The organism is Nostoc sp. GT001 (genome assembly GCF_030382115.1).
Taxonomy (GTDB): Bacteria; Cyanobacteriota; Cyanobacteriia; order Cyanobacteriales; family Nostocaceae; genus Nostoc.
The window spans coordinates 6848821-6861261 of sequence record NZ_JAUDRJ010000003.1 but is presented as its reverse complement, the minus strand read 5'-3'; the positions used below and the strand labels follow the sequence as shown (position 1 = coordinate 6861261).

15 protein-coding genes are annotated in these 12441 nt (G+C 39.0%); 13 read left to right on the top strand and 2 right to left on the bottom strand.

Features of this window, described 5'->3' with window-relative positions; genetic code table 11:
- Positions 1-183: 183 nt before the first annotated feature.
- From QUD05_RS32010 to QUD05_RS31985, 6 genes are all read left to right on the top strand, one after another.
- Positions 184-324: a hypothetical protein gene (locus tag QUD05_RS32010; RefSeq protein ID WP_289799556.1), complete on the top strand. Its 141-nt coding sequence runs from the start codon at positions 184-186 to the stop codon at positions 322-324.
- 8 nt (positions 325-332) lie between these two features.
- Positions 333-1619 carry a glycosyltransferase family 2 protein gene (locus QUD05_RS32005; protein ID WP_289799555.1) on the top strand — a complete coding sequence of 429 codons (1287 nt, stop codon included), beginning with the start codon at positions 333-335 and terminating at the stop codon, positions 1617-1619.
- Between the two features lie 13 nt (positions 1620-1632).
- Positions 1633-1833, top strand: a complete 201-nt coding sequence (locus tag QUD05_RS32000; protein ID WP_289799554.1) for an element excision factor XisH family protein — start codon at positions 1633-1635, stop codon at positions 1831-1833.
- On the top strand, positions 1821-2156 hold the full coding sequence (locus tag QUD05_RS31995; RefSeq protein WP_289799553.1) for a XisI protein: 336 nt from the start codon (positions 1821-1823) through the stop codon (positions 2154-2156). The genes QUD05_RS32000 and QUD05_RS31995 overlap by 13 nt, the downstream gene beginning before the upstream one ends.
- Positions 2157-2306: 150 nt before the next feature.
- Complete coding sequence (locus QUD05_RS31990; protein WP_289799552.1) at positions 2307-3779, top strand: Fic family protein; 1473 nt, start codon at positions 2307-2309, stop codon at positions 3777-3779.
- A gap of 97 nt (positions 3780-3876) precedes the next feature.
- Entirely contained in the window at positions 3877-5583 is a 1707-nt protein-coding gene (locus tag QUD05_RS31985; protein WP_289799551.1) for an N-acyl-D-amino-acid deacylase family protein, read from the top strand.
- A gap of 55 nt (positions 5584-5638) precedes the next feature.
- On the opposite strand, the gene QUD05_RS31980 is transcribed toward QUD05_RS31985, so the two are convergent.
- Together QUD05_RS31980 and QUD05_RS31975 are read right to left on the bottom strand one after the other, a co-directional pair.
- Positions 5639-5953 carry a helix-turn-helix domain-containing protein gene (locus QUD05_RS31980; RefSeq protein ID WP_289799550.1) on the bottom strand — a complete coding sequence of 105 codons (315 nt, stop codon included), beginning with the start codon at positions 5951-5953 and terminating at the stop codon, positions 5639-5641.
- Between the two features lie 4 nt (positions 5954-5957).
- Complete coding sequence (locus QUD05_RS31975; protein WP_289799549.1) at positions 5958-6299, bottom strand: type II toxin-antitoxin system RelE/ParE family toxin; 342 nt, start codon at positions 6297-6299, stop codon at positions 5958-5960.
- Positions 6300-6663: 364 nt separating this feature from the next.
- Here QUD05_RS31975 and QUD05_RS31970 point away from each other — a divergent pair, with 364 nt between their 5' ends.
- The 7 genes from QUD05_RS31970 to QUD05_RS31940 all read left to right on the top strand — a co-directional run bounded on the left by QUD05_RS31970 (position 6664) and on the right by QUD05_RS31940 (position 12421).
- Entirely contained in the window at positions 6664-7575 is a 912-nt protein-coding gene (locus QUD05_RS31970; RefSeq protein ID WP_289799548.1) for a restriction endonuclease, read from the top strand.
- A 277-nt stretch (positions 7576-7852) separates the two neighbouring features.
- On the top strand, positions 7853-8017 hold the full coding sequence (locus QUD05_RS34565; protein WP_502911443.1) for a DUF8639 family protein: 165 nt from the start codon (positions 7853-7855) through the stop codon (positions 8015-8017).
- Between the two features lie 35 nt (positions 8018-8052).
- Positions 8053-8475, top strand: a complete 423-nt coding sequence (locus tag QUD05_RS31960) for an Mpo1-like protein (RefSeq protein ID WP_289799547.1) — start codon at positions 8053-8055, stop codon at positions 8473-8475.
- Complete coding sequence (locus tag QUD05_RS31955) at positions 8459-9463, top strand: Rieske 2Fe-2S domain-containing protein (RefSeq protein WP_289799546.1); 1005 nt, start codon at positions 8459-8461, stop codon at positions 9461-9463. Before QUD05_RS31960 ends, QUD05_RS31955 begins: the two co-directional genes overlap by 17 nt.
- A 261-nt stretch (positions 9464-9724) precedes the next feature.
- Complete coding sequence (locus QUD05_RS31950) at positions 9725-10465, top strand: hypothetical protein (protein ID WP_289799545.1); 741 nt, start codon at positions 9725-9727, stop codon at positions 10463-10465.
- Positions 10466-10470: 5 nt separating this feature from the next.
- Positions 10471-11532 (top strand): aromatic ring-hydroxylating dioxygenase subunit alpha, encoded by a 1062-nt coding sequence (locus tag QUD05_RS31945; protein WP_289799544.1) that lies wholly within the window; start codon positions 10471-10473, stop codon positions 11530-11532.
- Positions 11516-12421, top strand: coding sequence for a ferritin-like domain-containing protein (locus tag QUD05_RS31940; RefSeq protein ID WP_289799543.1), 906 nt, complete (start codon positions 11516-11518; stop codon positions 12419-12421). Before QUD05_RS31945 ends, QUD05_RS31940 begins: the two co-directional genes overlap by 17 nt.
- Positions 12422-12441 lie beyond the last annotated feature (20 nt).

Genomic DNA, 12441 nt, shown 5'->3' with positions numbered 1-12441 from the left:
GGTATCTGCGGAAACCTTCTGCCTGGTTGTTGAGCGACATGCCCTGAGCGTAGTCGTACCCCTCCGGGGAAGAAAGCTACGCGTAGCGTCCCGTAGGGAAGGGAGCCGAAACATTTACTCCTAGGTGATTGTGGAGTTTCGACTACGCTCAACTGCCACTTAGTCGTATTAAGATTAAATCTGTTGAATAACCCAGTGTTGAATGCTGCTCAACAATTGGGGCGGATTCTAGCAGTTGCAGCCGGGGTGGGCGGTTTCGTGCTGGGAGCAGTGACGATGCTATTATTACGTCGCAGGAATAAGCCACGAACCGAAAGGATATAACCAATAAAGTGGGAAGAAGCACCATTAGCTTTCATCGCCGTTTCAAAGCAACCATAGTAGTTTTATTAGTCTGGGGTGGCGTGAGTTTGCTGCACTGGCTACCAAAAACACAATGGTTGATGCTGGGATTAACGGCAATCCTGACTGTGCAAACGTTACGGATGCTGTTAGCTAAACCAGTGGCAGCAGTGATGCAGAATGAGATTTATTTACCGCTAGTCTCGATTTTAGTTCCGGCTAAAAATGAAAGTCTAGTCTTGGCTGATCTAGTTTACAGCTTATGCCAATTGAATTATCCAAGCGATTCCCTAGATATTTGGATTGTTGATGACGGTAGTACCGATGAAACTTACCAGATATTGAGGGAATTACAAACTCAATTTCCAGCTTTACAAGTTCATCGACGGGAATCAAAAGGTGGTAAATCAGGGGCATTGAATGCGGTGTTTCCCTTTACCCAAGGGGAGATTATTCTAGTCTGCGATGCTGATGCTCAATTACCTACCAATTTTCTCCAGCAAACAGTACCTTTGTTCCAGAAGCAAGCGATCGGTGCAGTGCAAGTGCGAAAAGCGATTTCTAATGCTAATACTAACTTCTTAACCCGTTGTCAGCAGATGGAAATGTGCTGTGATAGCTTTTTACAAACCCATCGCATTGCTATCGGTGGAATGTCTGAACTGCGCGGGAATGGGATGTTAGTTCGTCGGAAATTATTAGAAAAGTGTCAAGGTTGGAATGAGAACACTGTCACCGATGATTTGGATCTTTGTTTCAAACTCTATTTAGCAGGTGTGGGAATTGAGTTTGTTACAGTTCCATCAATTCAGGAAGAAGGTGTAACTACTTGGGAAAAACTTTGGCATCAACGCTGTCGTTGGGCTGAAGGTGGCTATCAGCGTTATCTAGATTATTTTCCGCAAATTCTTACTTTAGGTTGGGCAAAAGAAATTGATTTACTATTATTTTTTATATTGCAATTTCTTCTACCAATTGGACTAATTCCCGATTTACTTTGGACTATATTTTATAGCCATCATCCAGTTCTGTTTCCACTCCAGACACTACTCAGTGTCATTCTGACAATTGCCTTTATTGCTGGACTTTACCAATTTCAAAATTTACGAGGATGGTCTCTGCTTTGGGCAACAATTCAAGGCTCATTATACATGGTGCATTGGATTCCTGTGATGACTGTGACGACTTTAAAGATGTGTGTGCAAAAGGAGCGATCGCACTGGGTAAAAACTGAGCATCGTGGTCAAAATTTTGACAGTGATTCTGTCAACAAATAAAATAACATTTAATATGCCTGCAAACTGCTGTATTCTGTATCGTGCCGTTATCAGTCGCGTAGAACCTGATAGAATATTATACCTCGCAGTGCGCGATAGCGTATTCACAGCTTTATTTGAAGAACCTATTGGTACACTTTTAATAGAAAGTGAAAATCTAAATTTACTTGTTTTCAATCCTGAAACTGAGAGGATTATCCAATGGATACCTTAGATAACTATCGACGCATCATCAAAGAGGTTTTAGTACCTTATACACAAATTCCTTATTCCTACGCAGTTATTGAGTGTAAAACAGTCTTTGATAGTGAAAATGACAGCTATTTGCTGATAACTCTTGGTTGGGACGGTGCTAAAAGAATTCACGGTTGCTTAGTTCATATTGACATTATCGATGGCAAAATCTGGGTACAACGGGATGACACAGAAGATGGTGTTACCTATGAATTAGAAGCTGCCGGAATTTCTAAAGATAAAATTATCTTAGGATTTCACCCGCAAAATGTTAGGCAATATACGGGATATGGCGTTGCATAAGTTTAACGGAGGAAATTGGAATAATTAGCGATGCCTACGGCGGTAAACTACGCACTGAGTAAAAGCTGAACATTGTGGTGGAAATTGTTACAGTGATTATGAAAATAAATAAGGTAAAATTTAAAATTAATTATCAAATATTAATGACTTATGGCATGGCAACCAATAGAAGATATATCATCAAGTTGGCAAAGTTTAGCTAGTTCGGAATTACCGCCTTTAGTCACTGTTTGGAATGAGCAAGCAGAGCGGCTTCGGGCATCTGGTGAGTTTAAAGTTTTCATGGAAAGACTACGCCGCGAAATAGCTATTGAAACTGGAATTATTGAGCGATTATACAACATAGATCGAGGAATAACTCGCCTTTTAATTGAACAAGGAATTAACGAAGCTCTGATTCCTCATGGAGCTACGGATCGTCCTGTAAAACAAGTAGTTTCTTTAATCAGGGATCAGGAAACTGCGATTGAAGGACTGTTTGATTTTGTGGGTGGGCAAAGAAATTTATCAACCTCCTATATAAAGCAGTTACATCAGGTTCTAACTCAGAACCAACAATATACAGAGGCTTTAGTTCCATCGACAGGGGAAATTGTTCGTGTTTCTCTCATAATGGGTGACTGGAAGCGTCTACCTAACAATCCTATGAGACCAGATGGCATTATTCACGAATACTGCCCTCCAGAACAAGTGGCATCTGAAATGGATAGGTTGATTGAATTGCATCATCAACATCGAAATCAGCAAATTCCTCCTGAGGTTGAATCAGCTTGGTTGCATCATCGATTTACACAGATTCATCCATTTCAAGATGGAAATGGCCGAGTTGCTCGATGTATTGCCAGCTTAGTTTTTATTCAAGCTGGTTGGTTTCCCCTAGTTCTTACTCGTGATGATCGTGCAGATTACATTGCAGCTTTAGAGCAGGCAGACCAAGGCAATTTGTCAAAATTGATTGCTCTGTTTGCCAAGAGCCAAAAGCAAGCTTTCATCCGCAGTCTTGGCTTATCAGAACAAGTCTTATCAGAATCCCGACGTACTCAGGTTATTATTGCTTCCATTGCTGAAAAGCTGAAGCAAAACCAATCAGCATCTATTCAAGAGCGCAGTCGAAAAGTTGAATATTTTGCTTCAAAGTTATTTGAGATAGCCTCTAATCGCTCACAAGATGTTGCCAATGAAATAAAGTTATCCGTACAAAATTTATTTGATGATGCTGATGCTTTTATAATTAGTGCGCCTGCTGGTGATAGTCGTTCATATTACCACCGCTACCAAATTGTAGAGACGGCTAAACAGTTAAGATACTTTGCTAATCTTCGTAATCATAACTATCATAGCTGGATACAATTAGTTATTAATATAGGAATATCAACAACAATTTTGCTTTCTTTTCATGTTCTTGGACATGAGTATCGTGGCTTGCTTGTCTGTTCCGCATGTGCATACCACAGAGACAATGCAGAAGATGGTGAGCGCAATATTAGTGACATTCAAGCCCTAACAGATTCTCCGTTCCAGTTCTCTTATGCTGATGAAGAGGGTAATCTAACAGAGCGTTTTAAGCAGTGGTTAGAAGATGTGATTGTAACCGGTTTGGAATATTGGAACAAGAGTCTCTGAAAGCAATTTCTACGAGGGGCTACGCCATTTCCAATAAATTCCCAGCCTATAATTACCCTAAACAGATCCAATAACAACCAAAAGGCAACAAAGAATCATGTTGGATTTGCTGATTCAAAACGGGTTAGTTTTCGATGGCTTAGGCTCTCCACCTGTGTGCGGAGATATCGGCATTCAAAATGGACAGATTGTTACCCTTGCACCCTCCTTAACTAACCTAGCGCGTGAGGTGGTTGATGCTTCTGGGTTATGGGTGACACCGGGATTTATAGATATTCATACTCATTACGATTTAGAGTTAGAAATCGCACCAGGATTGAGCGAATCAGTTCGTCATGGTGTTACTAGCGTGGTTATTGGTAACTGTAGCTTGTCTGTTGCGATCGCAGAACCGCAAATCCTGGCTGATATTTTTCAGAGAGTAGAAACACTTTCTCATCGGCTGATTGCAAAATGGCTACAAAAGTCGGTTTCCTGGCAAACACCAGCAGAATATTTACAGCATTTGCAACAGTTACCCCTTGGCCCCAATGTTGCCCCAATGTTTGGACACAGTGCCTTACGCGCTTATGTGATGGGGTTAGAACGCAGTTTAACGGTTCAGCCGACAAAATTTGAACTAAAACTTATGCAGCGCATAGCCAGAGATGCAATAGATGCTGGCTTTATTGGCATTTCTATTGATATGTTTCCCTGGCATCGGATGAGCGGAGAATGGCAAGGCTGCACAATTCCCTCTCAACACGCCAAATTTAAAGAATATGCGATGTTGGCGGATTTGTGTCGGCGTAGCCAACGCGTTTTTCAAGTCACACCCAACTTACAACGACTTGCTTCCTTTGTAGAGATTCTGCGGATGGGTTCAGGGATTGGACAAAAACCACTGCGGCTAACCGTCCTCTCAGCCTTAGATGCCGTACACGATCGCAAACTATGGCGAATATTTTCCCCCTTACTTTTTATTTGGAATCGGCTTCTAAATGGGAATGTGCGCTTTCAAACCCTAACTGAACCCTTCACCATTTACTCAGATGGATCTGTGACTCCCCTATTTGAAGAATTTTCCACAGGCGCACAACTCAATGGCTGTCAGTCACGAGAAGAAAGACAACAACTATGGGCATCGGAAATTTTTCGTCGTCAGTTTCGCCAAGAATGGCTCAGTAAACGGCGTAAATCATTCCATCGTCAGTTAGATTTGATGGAAGTTATTCACTGTCCCGAAGCAAGTTGGCAAGGGTTAAGTTTTGCCCAAATTGCTCGTCAAAAGCAACAAGAACCAGTAGATTTATTTATCTACGCATTACAAAAATACGATACAGATTTACGTTGGGTAGCCACAGGAGCGAACGATCGCCTAAAACCCCGTTTAGCGATGATGAAGCATCCTCATATTTTGCCTGGTTTTACCGATGCTGGCGCTCACGTGCGTAACCTGGGCTACTATGATGGAGCTTTGTCTTTACTCAAACAAGCAGTTGCAACCAAGTTCCTTTCACCGGAAGCTGCAATTTGCCGCGTTACCGGAGAACCTGCTGGTTGGTTTCGTCTTGATACGGGAGTTCTGAAAGTTGGTGCGAAAGCGGATATAGTTTTACTCGATCCCAATGCTTTAAATCAGCCAATTAGCCCGCAGGTGCAGATATCAGATCCGGTTTTAGATGGCGAACCTCGGATGGTTAAGCGTGGTTCGGATGAGATTGTGCAAGCAGTTTATATTAATGGGGTTCGGGTGGTTTGTGGGGGTGAAGTGAGCGATCGCTTGGGGCGTGAAAAATTGGGAACGGTTTTATTTCCTTGTTGAATTATCTTACGCAGAGGCACAAAGAGAAGTTTGAGATTGTACCATTGAATTGCTTTTATCCCACACCAGCAATCACCTGTCCAATATCTTTAGGAGTTGCACCTGTTGCTAACATTGCTCGGATCAACAATTCAATTGATACTGAAGTATCGCCATTTTCAGCTTTAGCAATGCGAGGTTGGCTGGAACTAATCTTAGCAGCAAGTTCACTTTGAGTCATCAATTTTTGCCGACGCTCCTTCAAGTTTTGGCTGAGAGCTAGCTTAATTTCTACAAGAATAGTTTCTTCGGGTGTTAACTCCAAAAAATCTGCAACTGTGCCAATTTTCCAGCCTTTAGATTCCAAACGTTCTCTCTTGGCTTGATCCATCACATTACTCCTGTTGATCGGTATCATATTTGCTCAGACGCTTTTTGCAAACCTCAATTATCTTCTTGGATGTTGTTCTCGTTGTTTTATTAAAGACTTCAACAATCAAGATTGCATCTTCATCAATTCGATAAATGATTCTCCAGTTTTTATCAGCATCTCGAATACGTAATTCATGACAGTGAATTCCTATACTTGGGATAGGGCGTGAATGTGGCAACCCAATTGATTCACCTTCCTGTAATTGTCTGATCAGAACACCTGTTTCTATGCGTGCTTCTTGAGTGAAAGGTGGGGTTTTAACTTCACCATGTAACCAAACTAAAGGTTTACTTTGATCTCCCATACTGTATTTATATCATATCTGATATATCGATATAATATACCGATTAAAGGGAACTTATATTAATGGGATTCAGCTTCTTTGTGTGGGCAAGGTGAGCGATCGCCTGGGGCGTGAAAAGTTGGGAACTGTTTTGTCTCCTTGTTGAAGTATGTCACGCACAGACCAGAGGCGCAAAGATAAGTTTGAGAGTTTAGCATTATGCTAAAAATCTTAGTTCTGGTTCGATAATTAGGTTATAGTTCAATTGAGCAAGAAAAAAGCCTAATAAAAACTTACCTGACAAAAACTTTTTCGAGGTATGTCAGCAAAAACAAAGCATAGACAGACAAATAACTTTCATGTTTACTTTTAGATTCGATACAAAATGTCAGACTTAACAAGTATTGAAAAACTTAAGTTAGAAAAGCTGCTCGAAATGGGTGGTGGTTATATACTAGATTTTTCAAACAGAACCTTTCAGGAATTTATCTTAGAAAGCTTGAACATCGATATATATGATGAAAAATATAATTATCAAAGTGGCTCAAAAGCAAATCGATTAAGAAAATTTTGGAAAGAAGAACCTAATCCTATAGTAGGACAGTTACTAGAAAAATTATTAGAATATTGGAGTACGAAGAAGTTAATAGCTAATCAAGTTGTTAGCTATGAAAATAAAAACTTATTTGACGAATGTGAAAAAATTGCTAAAAGATTAAAAGAAGGTATTACAAGAAAATGTGATGAAGATTATTTAAAGAAAGAGCAATTTTCTTTGCTTCTATCTAAGCTGTTGTCAGAATTCGATAAGTTTGCAGGTTTAACAAATTCGGAAGATAAAAATAAACGAGGATTCTTACTTGAAGATTTACTAGAACGTATTTTTTCTCTTTATGAGATCCCAACTCAAAAGAGCTTTAAGAGGAATGAAGGTGGTGAACAAATAGACGGTGCATTTAAGCTTGAAAGCTGGTACTACTTAGTTGAATGCAAATGGACTCAAAGTCTAACAGATATACGGCAACTTGATAGCCTTTATGGTAAAATTAGTAGATCGGGTAAGCAGACATTAGGCTTGTTTCTGTCAATTAATGGTTGGTCAAAAAATGTATGCCCATTACTAAAGCAGAATTACGATAAATCAATTATTTTGATGGATGGTTATGATTTACGATGTGTTCTTGTCGAGCATAATCACTTGGATTTGAAGGATTTACTTTTGAAAAAGTTGGAGTGCTTAAATTTTGAAGGAGAACCATTTTATAGTGCAGCACAATTATTGGAAAATAACCAATAGTTCTAAATTTGGTAAAAAGTGTGATCGCTGATTAGGAATGTTAGGCTTAATTCGGGATAAAAGTTAGTATCTCTTGAAGTGACTCTATCTAAATAGAGGTTGATGTATGGAATTACGTCCAATTAGAACCCAAGCTGACTATCAGGAAGCTCTTCGAGAAATTGAGTTGCTGTTTGATGCTGTCGCTAATACACCTGAATGCGATCGATTAGATGTGCTAAGTACCTTAGTAGAAGGTTGCGAAAAGGCACATTTTCCTATTGAAAAACCCGATCCTATCGATGTAAAACTCCAGATCGAAAAAGACAAGCTACAGGCAAGCAGTAGTATAAACATAAATAAAGAAACAGAAAATGAAAAAGTTCTATGTCCTCATTGTCAGCGCACTGCTACGAACGGTATTAAATGTAAAGGTATTTGTGTGGCCGATAATGACTATTGATGTATAAAATATATCCCTTTTTCACAAACTCTCTTATGAGTAATATCAATTCTAATCCTCAACAAAGCTTGAGAAATCGGATTAATAATCAAATTCTGGATCATCCTTTTACAGAGTATTGGGATATTTTTATTCTTAAACATCAACATCCAATTAATATTACTCTCCACATTCTAGGAATATTCTTTTTTTACAGTTTACTTTTTTATACTTGGAAATTGCAAAACTTTTGGTTACTCTTAGCCTTACCATTAACTCAATTATTGGGATTAACTGGACATTTTTTATTTGAGCGTAGCCATATTGATTTACAAGATGCTGTATTTTCTTGGCGGGCTTCTTATTGTTTAGGTAAAATGTTATTTAGAATTTTGACGGGTAAATATCGAGATGATATTCGCCAACGGCAAGAAATATTAAATAATTATCTATCAAACAATTATGCAAATATTCAATAATTGGAATGTAATTGCTAAGGGTTGGTATATTGCCTGTCCTAGTGATGAAATCCCTAAAAAAACAGCAAAATCTGTAGAAGTATGCGGTCATAAGATTGCCATTTTTAGAGGTGAAGATGGGCAAGTACGGGCTTTGGATGCTTACTGCCCTCATTTGGGGACAGATTTAGGAATTGGGAAGGTTGATGGTAATTGGATTCGTTGTGCATTTCATCATTGGGCATTTGATGAAACAGGAATTTGTCAAAATATTCCCTGTCAATCAGAAATTCCTAGTCAAGCTAAATTACAAGCTTATGCAACAGAAGAAAAGTATGGATTTATCTGGATTTATCCAGATGCTAAAGCACCAGAGGGAGTGGCTGATTTTGATGAATTGAAAGGAAAAGAAATTGTTGCAAAAGCTGATATTGCATTTGAAAGAAGTTGTCATCATCATATTTGTATGATGAATGGGATTGATGCTCAACATTTAAAAACAATTCATCATTTAGACATCAAAATGGATCTGTCGCTATATCGCAGTGAATTAGGGACGCAAATTGACTTTACAATGCGGGGACAATTTCCCAAAACTACATTTCGAGAGAAGTTAGGTCAAAGATTTCTTGGTTCTACATATCAGTATTCAATGCGTTATGCTCATGGTTGCATTGGTTTGTTAACAATGATGAAGGATGTCAGGCTTTTTCCGCCACTGTTTATGATATATGCTTATACTCCAATTGCACCTGGAAGAACGAGAATTCAACCGATTTATGTAACTGAAAAACGTAAAGGTATTGTGGGATATTTGCTGAGTCAGTTTTTGCTATTCTGTACTCGCTTGGCTTACTATATGCTCAGAGATGAGGATGGCAAAATTTACGACAATATTCGCTTTAATCCGAAGTTGCTCCTTAGTATTGATCGGCCATTAGCTGAATATATGGACTATGTAAACCAGCTAAAACCGTCTCGATGGTCAAAAAATAGGGGTGTAGAATAGTACATTGGGTTAGCGATCGCGTAACCCAACAAAAGTTTTGGTAATGTTGCGTTTTGTTTCTCAATCTCAATACATCTTAATTATTTTGTAGAGTGGGCGATTTCCATCAACTCTATATTGAGAAGGTGCAAGATGTGAATATAGAATTGTAACGTAAATAACCATTCTGGAATCTGTCACATTACACCGTAAATTTACCATAATGGTCGATAAAGTTTTAATTAAATATAATACAAATCGAATTTAAGTAATTTACGAGTAATGAAGAGTTTGCTGATTCCTGTTGAAAATTTGCAGCGAAGCGATCGCACCGCCATGTATGCGTTGCTGCAAAATCACTTTAAAGGTATAACCTGGGATGGCTTTCTAGTCGATTTAGAGCGCAAAAACTGGGTTTTGTTGTTGAGAGATGAAACATCCAACGCACTTAAAGGATTTTCAACTCTGATGTTATGCCAAAAGACTTTTTTGGGAGAAAAAATTAGTGTGGTGTATTCCGGCGACACTATTGTTGATCCTAGTGCTTGGTCGAGTACAACACTACCACGTAGTTGGATTGCCGCCATCAACTTTTTGCATCAACACTATGCAGCAAATAAACTTTACTGGCTGCTAATTTGCTCTGGTTTTCGCACTTATCGTTTTCTCCCTACTTTTTGGCAAGATTTCTACCCCCGTTATGATGTCACAACACCTACTGATGTTAAGCATTTAATGGGTAATTTGGCACAGGAATATTATGGTAGCTTATATCAAGAAGCAAGTGGTATTGTCCGATTTCCGCATCCCCAAATTTTACGGGAGGGGTTGATTGAAATTCCATCAGGACGACAAACTAATCCCCATATCCAATTTTTTGAGGCAAAAAATCCCGATTATCGGTTAGGGGATGAATTAGTTTGTTTAACTGAAATTAATTATGACAATCTCACCCGTTCTGGACAACGGATGTGGAAGTCAGAATCATCATTAAAATTTGTGCAAGATTGTGTTCTTATTTAACTTGTATGCCATCTACCAACCCACACTTAAACTTTAATAACTCAACACAATTTATAGAAGGATGGTACTGGACATTCCCATCAAAAAAATTAAAGCTTGGCCAGGTAAAAGCTATAACATTGCTAGGTAGAAATCTGGCGATTTACCGGGGAGTTAGTGGTCAGGTAGTAGCTATAGATGCTTATTGTCCACACATGGGCGCTCATTTAGCAGAAGGTAAGGTAGAAGATGATGGAATTCGCTGCTTTTTTCATAATTGGAAGTATGACAGTCGCGGAATTTGTGTAGATGTTCCTTCTATCGGAAAACCGCTACCTGTGTGTATTAAAACTTGGCATACGGCAGAAAAGTACGGCATGATTTGGGTTTGGGTGGGAGAAGAAAAGCCAAGTTCGCTGCCTTTTGTACCAGAGTTAGAACAGGCAGATTGCGATTATACATTGGGAACTCGATTTGTCAAAAACTGTCATCCCAATGTCTTACTAATTAATGCGATTGATGCTCACCATTTCAATACAGTACACAATCTGCCCTTAGAGATTGTATTTGATTCTCAAAACCTCAACCCTAACGCTATTAGCTTCAGCAACACTACACGAGGAGGTGATGATTCTTGGTTAATTCGCCTGATTCGTCCTTTATATTGCAACGAAGTTACTTATAGTATGTGTTACTGGTATGGCAGCACTGGAACTGTGACGCTAGGCCCGGATTTTCTGCATTTCTACATTATATTTACACTGCGAATGATCGAAGGTGGTAAAACTGAAGGGCAAACAATTCTTGTGACTCCTAAGCGTTCGGGATTTTGGGGATGGGTTTTAAATCGTGGTTTATTATGGTTAACTCAGCAGGTTGGTAATTACTTCGCAAAAGGGGATACGCAGGTATTTCAGACAATTCAGTTTGATTTGAAAACTCCTACTAAAGCAGATCAATCTATTCTGCAATTTATTCAGCACGTTAATCAACAGAAAGCTTTAACCTGGGGAACTTGGGAAACTATTAATTATCAAAATGTTCAAACCCTATCAACACCTAGCCCTGAACATGGATTCAAAATATAACATTGTCGGTTTTGATCTCCCACACACAGATTATGATGACCGTTTGCGACGGATATTAACAGCAGCATTACCCAATCAGAATAATTATGCTAATTACCCAAAATTAAATTATTGGGATGCGGAATTTTTCAATTTACATCAAGTTAAAGTTTTTCAACAATCTAATATTAATGAACAATCAGCTATTTTGGAACTTGCCAACCGCAGTTTCTTAGAAGAATCATATTTCATTGAGAAAGCAGGTGTTGGCTACATGGCAAAAATGGTATTGTTTGCAGAAACAGTTGAAGAGCGAATGCTTTATGCATTGTTTACGGCTGATGAAGCTACCCACCTTCACCAAATTAGCCATTTTTTACCAGCAATGGAAGTAACTAGTACGGACGATCCGTTTTTGCGCTTATTATCAGAAGTGGTTGAAAGTGCAGATAAAACAGTTTTATTGTTTGTGCTGCAAGTGGTTTTAGAAGGATGGGGTTTAAGCCATTATCGGCGTTTAGCTAAGGAATGTCGCCATCCAGTTTTAGCAGAACTTTTTTCCAGTTTTTTACAATCTGAATCTCGTCATCACGCTACGGGAACCACCTTGTTTAATCAAACTTCTGTTTCAGCATTGAGTCAAACAACAATTCTCGATGTATTGGCACAGTTTTTGTTTATGGTACAGGTGGGGCCACAAAGTGTACTAGCAGCAGTTGAACAAGTGAAAGGACATCTGACGCGATCGCAAAAAATCCAAATTCTAGAAGAACTGGATACCGAAACCCATAGTGGAACCCGATTACAAATATTGCGATCGCTCATGGGGATAAAATCAGCCCAGTCTATCCTGCAAAATTTAGAAGAACGCGGAGCCTTTGAACCACTCCCCGCTCATCAATGTGTGTAATCAATATCAATCTTATCTCT

Coding starts and splice junctions, on each gene's coding strand:
- QUD05_RS31970 (WP_289799548.1), top strand. CDS start 6,664: ATGTCAGACTTAACAAGTATTGAAAAACTTAAGTTAGAAAAGCTGCTC.
- QUD05_RS31985 (WP_289799551.1), top strand. CDS start 3,877: ATGTTGGATTTGCTGATTCAAAACGGGTTAGTTTTCGATGGCTTAGGC.
- QUD05_RS31995 (WP_289799553.1), top strand. CDS start 1,821: ATGGATACCTTAGATAACTATCGACGCATCATCAAAGAGGTTTTAGTA.
- QUD05_RS31960 (WP_289799547.1), top strand. CDS start 8,053: ATGAGTAATATCAATTCTAATCCTCAACAAAGCTTGAGAAATCGGATT.
- QUD05_RS31950 (WP_289799545.1), top strand. CDS start 9,725: ATGAAGAGTTTGCTGATTCCTGTTGAAAATTTGCAGCGAAGCGATCGC.
- QUD05_RS31975 (WP_289799549.1), bottom strand. CDS start 6,299: ATGGGAGATCAAAGTAAACCTTTAGTTTGGTTACATGGTGAAGTTAAA.
- QUD05_RS31980 (WP_289799550.1), bottom strand. CDS start 5,953: ATGGATCAAGCCAAGAGAGAACGTTTGGAATCTAAAGGCTGGAAAATT.
- QUD05_RS32000 (WP_289799554.1), top strand. CDS start 1,633: ATGCCTGCAAACTGCTGTATTCTGTATCGTGCCGTTATCAGTCGCGTA.
- QUD05_RS31940 (WP_289799543.1), top strand. CDS start 11,516: ATGGATTCAAAATATAACATTGTCGGTTTTGATCTCCCACACACAGAT.
- QUD05_RS31945 (WP_289799544.1), top strand. CDS start 10,471: ATGCCATCTACCAACCCACACTTAAACTTTAATAACTCAACACAATTT.
- QUD05_RS31955 (WP_289799546.1), top strand. CDS start 8,459: ATGCAAATATTCAATAATTGGAATGTAATTGCTAAGGGTTGGTATATT.
- QUD05_RS31990 (WP_289799552.1), top strand. CDS start 2,307: ATGGCATGGCAACCAATAGAAGATATATCATCAAGTTGGCAAAGTTTA.